Consider the following 16,890-nt stretch of genomic DNA (forward strand, 5'->3'; position numbering starts at 1 on the left):
CGCGGGACGGCTCGCGCTTGCGCGAGGCGCCAAGCATCTAATTACGGAAACCCCGGTCTCGATGAGGCCGGGGTTTTTCGCTTTGGGCACAGTGCCAGCCGAAGCCCATCGATCTGTACTGCGATCGCTATGATGGGTTCGCCGCCCTAGGCCGGGAGCGGCCCCCGGGGCAGGTGCCGATGGCGGCTTAACCCATCCTGCCCGATAGACTGCCGGCCTCAGTCAGCGGCGGGGCCTGACAGCGCCTTCCGCCCATAGGATTGGCATACCCAAACTGACGGGCATGAACACAAGGTTAAAGATTATCGCCATCGGCACGCCGGGTTCGCTGCGGGGGCGCAGCTCCTACGGGTGTGTTGGCGACCGCAGCGTACCCGTTCGCGGGACGGCTCGGGCGCAGCCCGAGGCGCCAAGCATCCCGTCAGGCTACTCCGAGTATAGATCGAAAATTCGGCTTCAGGTCCTGCGTGACCCCCTGATCCCATCCGCTCTATATCCGCCGCCGAACAAATTTCCCGTCTGTAGCGAGCTCTTGCCAGGATCTCCAGTATCCTCATCTATGCTGAATCAGGTACCTGACTGATCTTAGTGGCAGCGGAGGCGATCAGTTGATGCAATGTTCGTGCTGTGGATCCGATAATCCCTCCAATGCCCGCTTCTGCAACCAGTGTGGCAGCCGATTCGATGCGGCGCATAATGGGGAGCGGTTACCGGAACCTGCACCCATTCACTACACTCCCCGGCATTTGGCAGAACGTATTCTTGCAGCGCAGGCCACGCTTGATGTTGGCGGCGAACGCAAGCTCATCACCGCGCTTTTCGCCGATATGGCCGGTTCCACGGCTTTGATCCAGCACCTCGATCCGGAAGATGTCCGTCGTCTGATCGACCCGGTGCTGGGGTTGATGATGGAGGCGGTCCATCACTACGAAGGTTATGTCGCCAAATCGCTGGGTGATGGCATTCTGGCATTGTTCGGAGCGCCCATTGCGCATGAGGATCATGCCCACCGTGCATTGTATGCGGCGCTGCGCATGCAGAAGTCGATGTCAGACTTTGCGGCTCGTATGGCCACGGAGCTGGGTAGCCCGGTGCGCATTCGTGTTGGTATCCATACCGGCGAGGTTGTCGTGCGGGCTATCCGCACCGAGGATCTTCAGACCGACTACGATCCCGTCGGGCAGACGATTCATCTGGCGTCTCGACTCGAGGGGCTGGCATCACCGGGTTCCGTCGTCATCAGCGACAGGACCCGGCGGCTCGTCGAGGGATATTTCGAGCTCAAGGCCATGGGTGCGATACCGGTCAAGGGAATCGATGCGCCCGTCAGCCTTTTCGAGGTGCTGGGTCCCGAGACCAGATGTACGCGGCTGCAAGTGGCTGAATCCAGAGGGCTGGTTCGCTTCGTAGGCCGGCAGGCGGAACTCGATCAACTCGGCGGCGCACTGCAGCGGGCCAGGGTTGGGCAGGGCCAGGTTGTTGCCGTGGTTGGAGAACCCGGCGTCGGCAAGTCCCGGCTGTTTTACGAGTTCAAGCACCGCTGTGCTCAGGACTGTCGAGTACTGGAAACCTATTCGGTATCCCATGGCAAGGCGTTCGCGTATCTGCCCCTGATCGAGTTGCTGAAGCAGTACTTCGAGATCGCAGTGCAGGACGACAACCTGCTGCGCAAGCAGAAGGTCGAGGTCAGAGTTGAGGCTCTGGGTACGTCCCTCGAAGACGGCCTGCCCTATGTTCTTCAGTTGCTGGGTCTCGATGATGCGAGCGATTCGCTGATGCAGATGGACCTGGAGCTTGGGCGTCGACGCACTTTCGACGTTCTGCGGCGATTACTGCTTGCTGAAAGTCGGTTGCAGCCGCTGGTGATGATCTTCGAAGATCTGCAGTGGCTGGATAGTGAAACGGTAGCCTTTCTCGACTTTCTGGTCGCTGGCATCGGCGACGCGCGGCTATTGCTGCTGGTGAACTATCGTCCCGAATATTGCGATCACTGGGCGGCGAGGGGCGGCTATAGCCAGCTGCGACTCGATGCGCTCGGCAAATTCGAATCCGAAGCGCTGCTAAAGGTCCTGCTGGGAGATGACAAGTCCCTTGCCCCTCTCTGGCCAAAGGTTACCGAGCTGGCAGAAGGCAATCCGTTTTTTCTGGAAGAGTTGATCCAGACTCTGGTCGAGGAACGGGTGCTCGGCGGCGGTCCCGGCCGCTATCATCTGGTGCGATTTGTTGAATCCCTGCAGATACCCACCACGGTTCAGGGCGTGCTGAGTGCGCGCCTCGATCGACTGATGCCGGCAGCCAAGGCGGTCCTGCAGTCGCTGGCCGTGATCGGCAGGGAGTTTAGCTGGAGCCTGGTATTGCGGGTGCTGGAAAATGCTGAGGAAGAGTTGCGCCTGTTGCTGTTTCGACTCGAGCAGGGTGGTTTTATCTACGAAAGGTTGTCCTTTCCGGAAGTGGCCTACTGCTTCAAGCATGCCCTGACCCAGGAGGTCGCCTATGGCACCCTGCTGAAGGAGCAGCGCAGGCGGATGCATGAACGCACGGCCGAAGCGATGGAGTCGTTGTTCGCGGACAGGCTGGAGGAACACTGCACCGAGCTGGCACATCATTACCGGCAAAGCGGCAATATTGAGAAGGCTGTCCATTTCCTGACGCGTGCCGGAGAGAAAGCCGCCCGCCATTGTGCCGTCGACGAGGCGGCCGGTCATATTGCATCAGCCCTCGAATTGCTCGAACGCTTACCCGGTTCGGCGGAAAGGGCCCGTAAGGAATTGTCGTTACGTCTGCTGCTGGGGCCGGTTTGGATGGCATCGAGGGGATACGCGGCGCCGGAAGTCGAGAGGACTTATCGTCGGGCCGCGCAGCTCTGTCAGCAGGTCGGCAAAACGCCGGAGCTTTTTTCCGCCCTCTATGGGCGCTATGCCTATCATCTGGTGCGTTGCGAACTGCAGTCGGCGCACCAGCTGGCCGAGCAGTTGCTGGCGCTGGCGGAAGATTCCGGTGATGCGGAGCAGCGGCTGGAAGCCCAGTGCCTGATGGGGCTGGCGCTGTTCTTCCTTGGCAGGCTGGATGCGGCCCGACACCAGTTGCAGCAGGCTGTCGCCGCATACGACGCCGGCCGGCACCGAGGGATGGCGTTTTTCTACGGACTGGATCCCGGGGTACTCGGCCTTGCCTATCTCTCCCTGGTGCGGGAGCTCGCGGGCGAACCCCGGGTCGAGGCGGGGCCAGGAGCGGCGCTCGGTCTGGCGAAGCGGCTGGCGCACCCAACCAGCCTGGCCTTTGCATTGGGTCTGACCGCCGTGCGCTGTCAGTTGCGGGGGGATGCCCCGGAGGTGCGGAATCTTTCACAAGCCGCGATGGGCCTGTCGGCGGAGCGGGGATTCTCGTACTGGGCCGCCTTTGGCAGGGTGCTGTACGGCTGGTCATTGAGTCAGCTGGACCAGCCCAAAGAGGGCATTCGGCAGATACAGCAGGGGCTGGAGGCCTATCGGGCAACCGGCGCCCGGGTGCTCCTGAGCCAGTTTCTGGGTCTCCTGGCGCACGCGCTGCTGCGATCAGGCCAGATCGACGAGGCTTTGGCGGCTATTGCCGAGGCCCAGGCATTTTCGGATCGTACCGGTGAGTGCTTCTTTCAGGCGGAGTTTCATCGCTTGCGGGGGGAGGCCCTTGTCGCCAGACAGGCTGGGCAGGCCTGCGACGATGATCCTTTGCCGGTCGCCGACCGCTGTTTTCGCCGGGCCATTGTCATTGCGCGGCGCCAGGGAGCCCGCCTCCTGATGGAGCGCGCGTTGCTGTCCCGGGCGCGACTGCAGATCCGGCAGGGGCGTACGGATGGCGCCAGACACATCCTGAAACGGATCTGCAAGACCGCCGATAACGGGGCCGATACGGCCGATACCCTTACGGCTCGGGCATTGCTGGCTCAACTCGACCAGGATGCCTGAACTGCGCCGCTGCCTGCCATAAGTCGGGCCCCTCTTCCTCGCTGACACCATTTTCAGCCACCCGCCAATTCCATCCTTTGGGATGGGTACTGCCATATCCCGCCTTGCTAGATTTGTCCTACCCGATGCTTCCGGCACCGACCCGGTCACTATCGAACAAAAACAATGAGGAGTCACCGATGAACGCCAAATTTCATCCGCCGCTGGGCCTGAGCGGGCTCGAATCGCCACTGTCCGAAATGGAGATGATGGTACAGGAGAGTACCCACCGATTCGCCAGGGAGGTGCTCCGTCCCGCGGGCACCCAACTCGACCGGCTGAGCGCCGACGAGATGGTAGCCGTCGACTCGCCGTTGTGGGAGGTGCTGGAAAAGGCCAAGGACCTGGGGCTGAGCCTCACTGCCATGGCGGATATGGATCCCGTCGAGCGGATGCGTTTGCTGGCGATCGCCTCGGAAGAGCTGGCCTGGGGGGATGTCGGTCTTGCCGGTGCCATTCTCGTCAATCATTTCCCGGTGATGTATTCGTTGCTGGCCGGCAATCTGGCAATGGCGGAATACTGCGAAGGCAAGCGTGGCTGCTGGGCCATCACCGAGCCGGATCACGGCAGCGACATGCTTGATGCAAGCGCATCGTTGCAGGCGTCGGGTGGCGCCTACGGCCGCCCTAACTGCGTCGCCCGCATCGACGGTGATAAGGTGGTGATCAATGGCCAGAAGTCCGCCTGGGTTTCGGGTGCCATAACCGCCGAAGTCTGCGCGCTGTTTTGTCACGCCGATATCGACGGCCAGGTCCAGCCGGGCATGGCCATCATCGTGCCGCTGGACCTGCCAGGCGTCAGTCGCGGCAAGCCGCTGGACAAGATGGGCATGCGCGGCCTCAACCAGGGCGAGCTCTATTTCGACAACGTCGAGGTGCCGGTCGAGCACCTGCTGGCGGGGCCGGAAACGTACCAGAAGCTGGCCTACGACATGCTCAGCGAAGCCAATCCCCATGTCGCCCTGCTGTTCGTTGGCCTCGCCCGCGCCGCCTACGAGCATGCGCTGGAATACGCGCACGAGCGCAAGCAGGGCGGCGTACCGATCATCCAGCACCAGAACGTCCGCTATCGGTTGTTCCACATGTTCCGCAAGGTCGAGGCGGCGCGGGCCCTGGTGCGCCGGGTGATGGAATTCAATGCCACCGCGCCTTCGCCTGCGCTGCACGGCTCCACCGCCGCCAAGATCACCGCCACCCAGACAGCCTTCGAGGTCGCCAGCGAGGCGTTGCAGATGTTCGGTGGCAATGGCCTGACCCGGGAGTACCCGATGGAGAAGCTGCTGCGCGATGCCCGGGCGGGCCTGATCGCCGACGGCTGCAACGAGGTGCTGGCGCTCAAGGGCGGGGCACTGCTGTTCAATCCCGAGCTTCTCTGAAAGCCTCTGCATCGCTCTCCAACTAGACGAAAACGGTCAATCCAATGAAACAGAATGTCTACATCGCCGGTGTCGGGATGACCCGCTTCGGCAAGCATATCGACCGGGGCCTGAAGTCCCTGACCATTGAGGCGATCGACCAGGCGCTGAAGGATGCGGGCATTGCCGCCGGCGATCTGCAGGCCGCCTACATGGGTAACGCGGCTGCCGGCACCATCGTCGGGCAGGTCTGCGTGCCCGGCGAAGTGGCGCTGAGGGAGATGGGTATCGGCCGCATTCCGGTGGTCAATATCGAGAACGCCTGCGCCTCCGCATCCACCGCCTTCAACCAGGCTTGCACTCTGGTGACGGCGGGCCTCTACGACGTGGTGCTGGCCACCGGCGCCGAGAAGCTCTATCACCAGGACAAGCTGAAAACCTTCTCGGTCTTCACCGGCGCGGTGGACGTCGAGAACTACGATGGTGTCGTCCAGCAGGTTCTGGATCGTGCCGGGGCTGCCGGCATGCAGTTGGACATGGACGGTGCCGGCGCGAAGCGCTCGGTCTTCATGGATATCTATGCCGCCATGGCGCTGGAGCACATGAGTCGCTATGGCACCACCCAGGGCCAGTTTGCCGCCGTATCCGCCAAGAACAGCTACCACGGCAGCCTCAATCCGCGTGCCCAGTACCGTGAAGCGCTGACGGTCGAGCAGGTGCTCGCTGCCCCGGAAATCGCCTATCCGCTGACGCTGCCGATGTGTTCGCCGATCGGGGACGGTGCCGCCGCCGTGGTGCTGGTCAGCGAACGCAAGGCCCGGCAACTGGGGCTCGTCAATCCGGTGAAGGTGGCAAGCTCGGTGTTGCGCAGCGGCTGGGATCCTGTCGAAGGTCTCTCGATTGCGGAAACCTGCGCGCGGGAAGCTTACGAGGAGGCGGGTGTCGGTCCGGAGGATCTGAGCTGCATCGAGCTGCACGACGCCTCCGCCCCGTCTGAACTGATCTATTACGAACAGCTCGGCCTCTGCGCCAAGGGGGAGGGCGGACGTTTCGTCGAGGAGGGGCACAGCCGTCTCGGCGGCCGGGTGCCGGTGAATACCTCCGGCGGCCTGCTGCGCAAGGGACATCCTATCGGCGCCACCGGCGTGGCACAGATCGTCGAACTGACCGAGCAGCTGCGCGGCCAGGCCGGCAACCGCCAGGTGGATGGCGCTCGCGTAGCGCTGGCGGAAAACGGCGGCGGTTACATCAATGGCGATGCGGCGGCGCTGGTCGTCAGCATCCTCACCCGCTAGGAGGCTTCACCATGTCAACGAGAGATGAACTGATTCTGGCGAACCTGATCGCCAACCGGGTCGAGACCCAGCCAGACCTTGATGTGCTGACCTTCGTGAACATTGACGCAACGGGCGCCTGTCGCGAAGAGGTCCGCAGCTATGCCCAGCTCTGGGCCAATGCCCAGCGGATCGCCGCGGCGCTCGATGAGCGGGGCCTCGAGCCCGGCCAGAGCTTCGCGCTGCTGCTGCAGAACCATCCCGAATTCGTGGAGGCCATGATCGCCGCGTCGATTACCGGCACGGTATTCGTGCCCATCGACCCGCGGGTTCAGGGCGCCAAGTTGAAGTACATGCTCGAGTTCGCCGAGTGTCGCGGCGTGATCTTCGCCGATTACGCAGAAGAAAATCTCCACTCGGTCCGTGATGAGTTACCGGCACTCGAATGGGGGATTCAGCTGGATACCGGGCTCGACTGCGGTCTGCGGGACGGCGCCGTGCCGATGGAGGAAATCATGCGCCTGCCGGTCGTCGAGCAGCCGATCCGGTCGGTCGACCCCGACGCTCCGATGCAGATGCTCTATACCTCCGGCACCACCGGCGATCCCAAGGCGATCCGGGCGCCGCACCGTCGCTTCGGCGAGGTCAGCAGCCTGGGAACCTTTCTGGGCCTCGAGCCCGGGGACCGTCCCTACACCGGGCTGTCGCTGACCCACGCCAATGCCCAACTGCTGACACTGGGTTGCTCGCTGAACATGGGGCTGCGCGCGGTGATCAGCCGCAGGTTCACCAAGAGTCGGCTCTGGGACATCACCCGCCGCTATGGCTGCACCGTCTTTAACCTGCTCGGTGGCATGACCACGGCCATCTACAGCGAACCTCGAAAGGACAACGACGCCGACAACCCGGTGCGTTACGTCATCAGTGCCGGCATGCCGAAGGCGATCTGGAACGACTTCAAGACCCGCTTCGGCGTCGAGGTCTTCGAGTTCTATGGCGCTGCCGAGGGTGGTCTGACCCTCAACCCGATGGGGCGGGGGCCGGTCGGCAGTATTGGGATGGCGCCGCCCTCGATGACGGTGACCATCCGTGATGCCGACGACAACGAGTGCCCGCGGGGCTCGGCCGGCGAGATCTGCTTCCGCTACGCCGACGGCTCGACGCCGCAGGTTACCTACTTCAAGAACCCGGAAGCCTCGCGCAAGAAGACCCGGGGGGGCTGGCTGCGCATGGGTGATATCGGCCACATGGACGAGGAGGGCTGGCTCTACTTCCACTACCGCGATGGTGGCGGCATTCGCCGCAACGGCGATTTCGTCAACCCGGCGTATATCGAGAAGGTGATCGCCGAGCAGCCGCAAGTGTCCGACGTCTTCGTTTACGGCGTGCCGGCCGCGTCCGGCGCGCCCGGGGAGAAAGACATCGTCGCGGCCATAGTGCCGGACCCCGGCGCTGTCTTCGACCCCGGCGAAGTGTTTCGCAGTTGCAAGACCGAGTTGGAGGCCAACTTCATACCAAGTTACCTGCAGCTGGTCGACGACATCCCCAAAACCGCGTCGGAGAAGCCGCAGGAGCGCTTTCTGATCGCCATGTTCGATAGCCGATCCGATCGTGTATTCGGCATTGACAGCCCCCAGGCCCAAGCATCCTGAACGACCTATAACGACAACAAGAGGTAAGTCATCATGAGCAATCGCAAAGTCCTGATCTATGGAGCCAGTGGCTACACCGGCAAGCTGATCGCGGAGGCCCTGGCCGATCGTCGTATCCCGTTCTACATGGCCGGTCGCACCCGGTCCCGCCTCGAGGAGGCGCTGCAGGTCGTCGAGGCGCGCCACGGCAAGCCGGTCGATGCCGAGATCGTCATTGCCAGCAATAGTCCGGACGAGCTGATGCCGCTGTTCGAAAAGGTCGATGTCGTGATCAACGTCGCCGGCCCTTTCATGCAGGTCGCCTGGCCCGTGGTCGAGTGTGCGCTGGAGGCGGGCTGCCACTATCTCGATACGACCGGCGAGCAGGACTGGACCCGCGCCATCGAGGAAAAATACGGCGAGGCCTTTGCCAGCAAAGGGCTGCTGCTGAGTCCGGCCTGCTCTTACATGTGGTGCGCCGGCGCGCTGGCCGCCGAGGTTGTACTGGAAACCGAGGGCGTCGACAGCCTGGAGATTGTCTACCAGATCGACAATGCGCTGCCGTCCGAAGCGTCGACCAAGTCATTCCTGCGCATGCAGGGCAATGCCGAGAGTCAGTTCTATCTGGAACAGAACGAATACAAGGCATGGCCCAACGACCGGGCCTATACCGTCAATGTACCGCACCGAATGAATCCCTACCTGGCGCTGCCCTGGGGGGGCGCCTGCGAGCCGGTCTGGCTCAGGAGCGACGACCGGGTGCGCAACTGCAAGGTGCTGACGGCCTTCGGTGACGACATCATTTCGGCGGTGGTCAACGTCATCAAGGACTTCAACGAGAAGTCGGTGGGCATGACGGCGGAGCAGAAGGAGGAGCTGACCAACCAGATCGGCCAGGAGATGTGCTCAGGCGAGCCGGACAAGGACCGATTCGACACCGGCCGTACCGTGATCGTCTGCCACGGCCAGGGGCAGCAGGTCACCCGAAGCCTGAGCCTGAACCTCAGCGCGCCCTACACCTTCACCGGCGAGATCTGTGCCGAAGCCACCCAGCGACTTCTGGACGGCCGGCTGAAGCGGGTCGGTTTCCAGTCGGCAGCGACAGCCTTCGGCCACCGAGAACTGCTGGCGGCCTTCCACGAACTCGGCCACTGCAACCTGCCCGACTAAGCGGGCTGGCGCAGGCTGTTGCCGTGGGCGCCCGTGCCCTGGGCGAATCCTGTCGGACAGGCAGGGTTCGCCCCGGAGACCGGGCACCTGCGCCTTGTGCGCTGCGGGATGGCTTCAGGAAAGGCGCGCCCGATCTCGAGCCCGAGTACAAACAAACCTGCCTCCAGGCACCTCGCCGGTACCCGTACCGGCGGCCGGGCAGAGGTGATGACCATGAACCACACAAGAGACACTTACCATCGGATGCTGTTCAAGTCGGCCGCCCTGTTCAACTGGGCCGTGGGGCTGATACTGGTATTCGCCTATAACCCACTTTTCAAGCTCCTCGATATGCCGCCGGTCGAAAGTCCGCTGTTTCTGCACCTGTTCGCGCTGCTGGTGCTGATGTTCGGCCTGGGCTACTACTGGATCAGCCTGGATCCTGCCGGGGAGCGGTCGCTCATTTTGCTCGGCTGTATCGCCAAGGGCCTGGTCTTCCTGACGTTCGTGGCCTACTTCTACTTCGGCCAGCTGTCGTGGCGGTTCCTGGCGTTGGTGACGGGAGATCTTGCCTAATCCCTGGCGTTCGCCGAGTGCTTGCTACGTCAGAACCGTTCGATGACCTATCGGGCGGCATCCTGAATAACGGCGTCGCGCTTTATCCTGGCGCGGCGTTGTGCTTTTATCGATGCAGACTTCATTACAATAACAACGAAGGACAGGCATCCGCACTCCCATGGCCGCCGATTATCAAGGCTTTTCGGTACTTGAAACCAAGCTCGCGCCGCCGCTCCGCTGGGGCTACGACCTGCTGGAGCGCGAGCGTCTGCTCGGGCAATTGCAGCTGAACCGTGACAAACGGCTGGTTCTGATCAGCGCGTCGGCGGGTTACGGCAAGTCGACCCTGATGGCACAGTGGAGTCAGCGGCAGCAGGACAGCGGCGAACGGGTGGCCTGGCTGACGCTGGACGAGGACGACAACGATCCGGTTCGCCTATACACCTACCTGTTTCAAATGTTGCGGGGCGAACTTCCCGGTGACCTCGAGCTGCACCGGGTGACCCGGGACCATGCTGCGCAGCTGGCCGGTCTGCTTGCCGCGCCGGGGTCGCCGTCGCTGCTTTGCATCGACGAATTAGAAGTGCTCGTCAATGCCGAATGCCTGCAGTTGCTGTACTGGTTCAGCCTGCAACTGCCGCCCGGCACTCAGTTGATCGTCGCCTCGCGCGAGACGCCGGACTGGGAACTGGGACGGCTCCGGCTTTCGAACGAACTGTTCGAGCTGCATGACCAGGACCTGCGATTGAATCTCGACGAAGCGAAATCGCTGACGACACTGCAGGCTGCCAATCGCCTCAGTGATACCCAGACCCAGCAGCTGGTCGAGAAAACCGAAGGCTGGATGGCCGGAATCCGGCTCGCGCTGCTGTGCATGGCGGGTTGGGACGACAATCAGACCTGGATCGAGCACCTCAGCGGTGAGGTCGAAGAGATCGCCGATTTTCTTGCCGAGCAGGTGTTTCGTCATCTGGGGGCGGAACAGCAACTGTTCCTGCTGAGCGTCGCGGTGCTCAACCGGATGAGCGCGCCTCTGTGCGAAGCGCTCACCGGACAGTTGGGTGCCCAGGTCCAGCTGCAGAGCTTCTGCAAGCGGGGCCTGTTCATCCAGCCGATCGATCCGCAGCGGCGCTGGTTTCGAATGCATCGCCTGGTACGTCAGTTCCTGCTCAACCGCCTCGAACGACAGCTTCCAAACCAGGTCAGCAGCCTTCACGAGGCCGCCGCCCGCTGGTTCGCGGAGCACGACTCGAAAATAGAGGCAATCCACCATGCCGTCGCCGCGGCAAATCCTCAGCTGGCGGGCGATCTGCTCGCATCCATCAGTAACGTCCTGGTACAGAAGGGCCAGCTGCGGACCCTGACCGGCCTTGCCGCCAGAATACCGGAGGCCTGTCTGCTGAAAAGCCCGCGGCTGGTGGCCGATCTGTGCTGGGTGCATCTATTGATGCATCAGCGTGACCGGGCCGCACATTACCTGCGCATACTGCATCAGGCCGACAGGTCGGAGGTAGGCGATCCGGGTGCGCTGTCACTGCCGGCGATGGAGCCGCTGCTGCTGGTGATCGATGACAGAGCCCCGGCCGCAGCAGAACTCGGTGAAACCAATCTTGGGCAGTTGCGGCCTGAGGCCTATTTCGAACGCGGGGTGCTGTCCAATATCATTGCCTACGGATGCATCGGCGCGGGGCAACTGGAAAAGGCCCAGCAGTTTGCGCTGCAGGCCCATGCCGCCCACCTCGAAGCCGGCAGCCTGTTCGGGGTCGCCTACGCTGCGCTGATTGCCGCGATGAGGGAGCGCGCGCAGGGAAACCTGGCGGCCGCCCGTCAGCGTGCCGGGCTGGTGGGCTATGGACCGGACTACGGTCAGCCCGTTAATGACAGTTCCGTGTCCGAGACCGCAAAAGGGGTCGTCAACGGTCTCGAGGTGGATCTGCTGTATGAGCTCAACGCACTCGACGAGGCCGAGCAGCTGCTCAATCGCTATTTTCCGGTGGGGGCTGACAATGCCGCACCGGATATGGTGATCCTGGGATACCTGACGTTGGCACGGATCGCGTTTGCAAAGGGCCGATGGCAGATGGCTGAATCGCGTCTGGAGGAGGGCGAAGTCGCCGGACTGCGCTGGCCGCTGCCGCGACTGGTCGAAGCGATGCGCTGGCAGCGGGTGCAGTTCGCACTGCAGCGCGGTGACCTGGAGCAGGCGCGCGCCCTGAGTGACAAGTTGCAGTCGCAGACTCTCGTGCCGGCGCCCGCCGGCTATATGCATCCGGTCGACGAATGGGTAGCGCCGGATCTTGTCGGGCTCCGCGTCGAGGCCTGCGCGGGCGAGGCTCAGACCGTTCTCGACCGGTTGCCGCCGCTGCTGCAGGCCGCCGAGCGGCGCCCGTTAAGACGGCTGCGGCTGTTGCTCCTCGAGGGGCTTTGCATTCATCAGCTGGGCCGGCAGAAAGAGCTTCGGCGGGCGCTGGGCGAAGCCCTCGATATCGGCCGCAGGACCGGCGCGCTGCGCAGTTTCCTCGACGAGGGTGGCTGGCTGATAGAAGCGCTCAAGACGCTCGTGCGTGACCTGGAGAAACAGCCGGATCCCGACGCCCGGCATCGCCGTGACTACAGCCGTATCCTGCTTGACGCCGCCGGTGAAAAAGCCGCCGATAAACCGGCGGAAAGCGAATCGTTGGTCGAGCCGCTGTCCGACCGGGAGCTGGAGGCCCTGGCGCTGGTGGGGGAAGGGCTGCGCAACGAGCAGATTGCCGAAAAGCTCTTCCTGTCCATCAACACCATCAAGTGGCACCTGCGGCGAGCCTACGAAAAACTCGGGGTCCGCTCACGCACCGAGGCACTGGCAGAAGCACGCCGTCGCGGTCTCATCGAGTAATCCTTTACACGCCTTTTCCCGCCGGCCGGCATGGCGCACGCGCGTCATCAGGGCCCGGCATGCAACTTCCTAGCCCAAAACCGCTGCTGAAACCGCTGCTAAGGTGATGGCTTATCTTTAGTTCATCGCGCTTTAGCGGGAAAACGTAAATCGTAGGATGGGTGGAGCGACGCCTCGGTACGGCGTATCCGGCACTGCTGCGGCCAGGGCGTCGTGCAACCCATCTTTGGCGTTTCGGCCACCGGCGCATCGTTTCCATCCTTTTGGGTGGTGGGCGCCATCCCGCGCGCTGTTAACGTGATACTCACTTCCGGAGTCCGTTGCAGGACTCGACCAATAACAACAACGATGAGAATCACGAAGATGGCAATCCCTCTATCTGCAGACAGGCAGGCGGCTTGCGGGCGCGCGCCTCTGTACCATCAAATCGTGCAGGCTACGCTGGGGACCGTGCTGGCGTGTGCCGCCATGCCCCAGGCGCAGGCGCTGTCGTTCGAGCTGGACAACGGCCTGACTCTGGACCTCGACACTACCCTGACCTATGACGCCCAGTGGCGCATGGAGGAACGGGACCCCTCCATCCTTGCGGTTGGCGGCGGCCAGGTGCCGGCGCTGTTGAGCGACGACGGCAACCGCAACTTCGACCAGGGCGACATGATCCAGAACCGGATCAGCTTCAGCACCGACCTGGACGCGAATTACGGTAACGGCGGCGTCTTCCTGCGCGTTCGAGGCTGGTACGACGACGTCTACAACGATGATTCCCTGGCCGAACAGCATAACCCGCTGCTTGGTACGGGTACGCCCAAGCCCTATCAGCAGGACGGCATCGACCTGCACGAGTCCGATATCGAGCTGCTCGACGCCTTTTTCTACCAGGGTTTCGATATCGGCGACCGCAGGCTGAGCCTGCGTGCCGGGCGCCAGGCGGTCAACTGGGGCGAGAGCCTGTTCATCAACGGTGGCATCTCCTCAGCCCAGGGCCCGCTGGATGCCACCAAGGCCAACGCGCCGGGCGTCGAACTGAAAGATATTTTCCTGCCTATCGGCCAGGTCTACGGCGAGATCGACCTGACAGACAGCGTTTCGATGGGGGCCTATTTCCAGTACGAGTGGGAGAAAACCCGCATCGACGCCCCCGGCAGCTACTTCAACGTCCTGGACGTTATCGGCCAGGAGGTGGACGGGGATGCGATCGAGCTCGATCCGGCCAACCTGCGCGTACGGCGGGACGAGCCGGACGCGGGCCAGTATGGCGTCGCGTTGCGCTACCTGGCCGAACAGCTCAACAATACCGAATTCGGCTTGTACTACCTGCGCTTCAACGACTTTACGCCGGCCATCCAGTTCCTCGGTGCTCCGGGCATCGAGCTCGAGCATTTCGAGGACATCGAGCTGCTCGGCATGAGCTTCGGTACGGTGTTCGGCGATACCAATATCAGCGGCGAGTTCAACTACCGCCATGGCCAGCCGGTGCGGCTGGCGCACCCGGCCGCTTTTTATTACAGCGAGGCGGACACCCTGCAGGCGCAGGTGTCGGTGTCCCACGTCTTTGGTGCCTCATCGCTCTGGGACAACCTCGTACTGCTGGCCGAGATAGGGCACAACAGGGTGTTGCACATCGATGATGACGCCACTGCCCGTGGTCTCGGGATCGACGTCAACGACACCAAGGGCGCGCTGGACGGGGATCGCAGCGCCTCGGGTTTCGTCGGCCGTCTGTCGGCGGACTATTACGGTATCGCCAATGGGCTGGACCTGAACCTCAGCGCCACCTACCGCAACGATTTCAATGGTGTCTCGTCGGTACCCTTCACCTTTGCCGAAGGCAGCGAGGTACTAGGCCTGAAGGCGGATTTCACCTATACCGGCGGCCACAGCTTCGGGGCCAGCTACAACTGGTTCCTGACCGACCCCGACGACATCCTTGAAGACCAAGGCCGGCTAGAGGTCGCACATCTCAATGCGGACCGGGATTACCTCTCCCTTTACTACAAATACCGCTTCTAACTCTCTTCCAATAACAATCAGGCAGACCCCCGAGGCTGCTAAGGAGTAGACCGATGAAATTCCGCAAATCGATCATGCCGTTCGCCCTCACGGCCCTGACAGTGGCGTCCAGCCACGCGTTGGCTTTTGTGTCCACCGAGGATGCGGCCAGGCTCGGTAATGAACTGACCCCGGTCGGCGCCGAACGCGCCGGTAACGCCGACGGCAGCATCCCGGAGTGGACCGGCGGCATGACCAAGGCGCCGGCCGGATACGTGCCGGGCGGCCCGCGCATCGACCCCTTCGCCGATGAAAAGCCGCTGTTCGTCATCGATGCCAGCAACTACAAGGAGTATGGCGACAGGCTGACCGTAGGCCAGAAGGCGCTGTTCGAGAAGTATCCCGATACCTTCCGGATGCCGGTCTATCCGAGCCACCGCACCGCCGCTGCGCCACAGTTCGTCTACGACCAGACCCGGGCCAATGCCACCCGCGCCGAGCTTATCAGTGGCGGCGACGGGGTCGCGAATGCCTACGGCGGCTATCCGTTCCCGATTCCGCAAAATGGTCACGAGGCGATCTGGAATCACCTCCTGCGCTGGCTCGGCGAAGGGGCCTTCAAAAAGTACCAGTACCTGACGGTCTACCCAAATGGCGACCGGAGCGTTGGCGCCGGCGACCTTTGGGAAACCTATCCCTACTACAACTCGAAAGGCAGCCTGGACAGCTTCGGTGGCGACACCTTCCACCTGATGCTCGAGTATTCGCTTCCGGTGCGGCGCAAGGGTGAGGTGATACTGGTACGCGACCCGGTGAATGCGGCGTCGTCGCCACGGCAGGCTTGGCAGTACATTCCCGGGCAGCGTCGCGTGCGCAGGGCGCCGACCATCGCCTACGATACGCCGCACGTCCAGTTCGCCGGCCAGACGACCTACGACGACTCTTTCATGTACAACGGGGCGCCGGACCGTTTCGACTGGAAGCTGGTGGGCAAGAAAGAAATGTACATTCCGTACAACAACAACGGGATGCTGGTCGCGGCCAAGAAGGGCGACGACGAGATCAAAGCAATCGCCACGCCGAGGCATCCCAACCCCGACTACGCCCGCTGGGAGCTGCACCGCGTCTGGGTGGTCGAAGCGACCTTGAAGGAAGGTACGCGCCATGTATACGGCAAGCGCACCTTCTATCTCGACGAGGATAGCTGGGCCGCGGTAGCCACCGATATCTACGACGGCCGCGGCGAGATCTGGCGAGCCGGTTTCGCCAGTCTGCTGAACGCCTATGACCAGCCGGTGACCGTGATCCGGGGATACTGGCACGCCGATCTGCAAAACGATACCTACGCCTTCAACGAGCTGGATATCGAACCGATCAAGTTTTACGAAGGGGAGGACGATGGCTTCTATTCTCCGTCCACGGTGCGCCAGATGAGCCGCCGCTGACTCAGCCCGGCAGCCGGAAGTCCGGCTGCCTTTTGTCGCACACCGTCATCGGTTCCGGCTCAGCAGCCCCCAAGCTAAAGAGAGGTGAGGGGGCTCTTTTCTTTCCCTGGCTATACCTTCTCCCAGTTATTGCAATTAAAGGCATCAGATACCCGGTTTTAACCGGGTGGCAGAATCCCTTTATTCAGGCTTGGCTTATTATTCGAATTGGTTGTTTGTTGTTCAGCAGTTGTCTGTTTTGAGCTTTTTTGAGTTTTTATTACAATGGCTGTTGACTCTCCCGCTCATGGCTGTAGAATTCGCCTCCTCGCTTGGGGAGACAGCCGGAAACGGCGGTTGGGACCAGCGGGAAGGTTGGAAACAAGTTGTTGATTTTCATAAGAAAATGACGATAATGACCGGCCTTCGAAGCAGCTCTGATTCACAGTCGCCACGGTGACGGAAGTTGAAAAAAAAGAGTTGACTCGGAACGAGAGGTTGCTAGAATATGCACCTCGCTTTGAGAGACGCAAAACAGCGCGCCTCGCTTGAGACGAAAGGCCAGCGCATCGGTCTCGCTCAGCACGCTCTTTAACAGATTGATCAGGTAATTCGTGTGGGCGCTTGTCGGGATAGGGCAAACAAAAGC

General features: G+C 62.3%; 11 protein-coding genes. 10 read left to right on the forward strand and 1 reads right to left on the reverse strand.

Annotated elements, in window-relative coordinates; translation table 11 throughout:
* Window positions 1-746 precede the first annotated feature (746 nt).
* The 10 genes from IEX85_RS23625 (at window position 747) to IEX85_RS23670 (ending at window position 16,701) form a co-directional block, all read left to right on the forward strand.
* Window positions 747-3,944 carry an AAA family ATPase gene (locus IEX85_RS23625; protein ID WP_229722091.1) on the forward strand — a complete coding sequence of 1,066 codons (3,198 nt, stop codon included), beginning with the start codon at window positions 747-749 and terminating at the stop codon, window positions 3,942-3,944.
* Between the two features lie 179 nt (window positions 3,945-4,123).
* Entirely contained in the window at window positions 4,124-5,359 is a 1,236-nt protein-coding gene (locus IEX85_RS23630) for an acyl-CoA dehydrogenase family protein (protein WP_188863109.1), read from the forward strand.
* Between the two features lie 44 nt (window positions 5,360-5,403).
* Entirely contained in the window at window positions 5,404-6,633 is a 1,230-nt protein-coding gene (locus IEX85_RS23635) for a thiolase family protein (RefSeq protein WP_188863110.1), read from the forward strand.
* An 11-nt stretch (window positions 6,634-6,644) separates the two neighbouring features.
* A complete protein-coding gene (locus IEX85_RS23640; protein WP_188863111.1) occupies window positions 6,645-8,264 on the forward strand; it encodes an AMP-binding protein in 1,620 nt (539 codons plus the stop codon).
* A gap of 33 nt (window positions 8,265-8,297) precedes the next feature.
* The gene (locus IEX85_RS23645) at window positions 8,298-9,413 is read left to right on the forward strand and encodes a saccharopine dehydrogenase family protein (protein WP_229722092.1); all 1,116 of its coding nucleotides are present in this window, start codon (window positions 8,298-8,300) and stop codon (window positions 9,411-9,413) included.
* Window positions 9,414-9,626: 213 nt separating this feature from the next.
* A complete protein-coding gene (locus tag IEX85_RS23650; protein ID WP_188863112.1) occupies window positions 9,627-9,968 on the forward strand; it encodes a hypothetical protein in 342 nt (113 codons plus the stop codon).
* Between the two features lie 160 nt (window positions 9,969-10,128).
* Entirely contained in the window at window positions 10,129-12,828 is a 2,700-nt protein-coding gene (locus IEX85_RS23655) for a winged helix-turn-helix domain-containing protein (protein ID WP_188863113.1), read from the forward strand.
* Between the two features lie 429 nt (window positions 12,829-13,257).
* Window positions 13,258-14,838 carry a DUF1302 domain-containing protein gene (locus IEX85_RS23660; RefSeq protein ID WP_229722093.1) on the forward strand — a complete coding sequence of 527 codons (1,581 nt, stop codon included), beginning with the start codon at window positions 13,258-13,260 and terminating at the stop codon, window positions 14,836-14,838.
* 53 nt (window positions 14,839-14,891) lie between these two features.
* Window positions 14,892-16,262, forward strand: coding sequence for a DUF1329 domain-containing protein (locus tag IEX85_RS23665; RefSeq protein ID WP_188863115.1), 1,371 nt, complete (start codon window positions 14,892-14,894; stop codon window positions 16,260-16,262).
* Window positions 16,263-16,428: 166 nt separating this feature from the next.
* The gene (locus IEX85_RS23670; RefSeq protein WP_188863116.1) at window positions 16,429-16,701 is read left to right on the forward strand and encodes a hypothetical protein; all 273 of its coding nucleotides are present in this window, start codon (window positions 16,429-16,431) and stop codon (window positions 16,699-16,701) included.
* On the opposite strand, the gene IEX85_RS24100 is transcribed toward IEX85_RS23670, so the two are convergent.
* On the reverse strand, window positions 16,684-16,890 hold a 207-nt coding region (locus IEX85_RS24100), incomplete at its 5' end, for a hypothetical protein (RefSeq protein ID WP_229722094.1). The genes IEX85_RS23670 and IEX85_RS24100 overlap by 18 nt on opposite strands.

Origin of the sequence: Marinobacterium nitratireducens, assembly GCF_014645375.1 — a bacterium.
GTDB lineage: Bacteria > Pseudomonadota > Gammaproteobacteria > Pseudomonadales > Balneatricaceae > Marinobacterium_A > Marinobacterium_A nitratireducens.

Coding starts and splice junctions, on each gene's coding strand:
- IEX85_RS23650 (WP_188863112.1), top strand. CDS start 9,627: ATGAACCACACAAGAGACACTTACCATCGGATGCTGTTCAAGTCGGCC.
- IEX85_RS23630 (WP_188863109.1), top strand. CDS start 4,124: ATGAACGCCAAATTTCATCCGCCGCTGGGCCTGAGCGGGCTCGAATCG.
- IEX85_RS23665 (WP_188863115.1), top strand. CDS start 14,892: ATGAAATTCCGCAAATCGATCATGCCGTTCGCCCTCACGGCCCTGACA.
- IEX85_RS23635 (WP_188863110.1), top strand. CDS start 5,404: ATGAAACAGAATGTCTACATCGCCGGTGTCGGGATGACCCGCTTCGGC.
- IEX85_RS23655 (WP_188863113.1), top strand. CDS start 10,129: ATGGCCGCCGATTATCAAGGCTTTTCGGTACTTGAAACCAAGCTCGCG.
- IEX85_RS23645 (WP_229722092.1), top strand. CDS start 8,298: ATGAGCAATCGCAAAGTCCTGATCTATGGAGCCAGTGGCTACACCGGC.
- IEX85_RS23640 (WP_188863111.1), top strand. CDS start 6,645: ATGTCAACGAGAGATGAACTGATTCTGGCGAACCTGATCGCCAACCGG.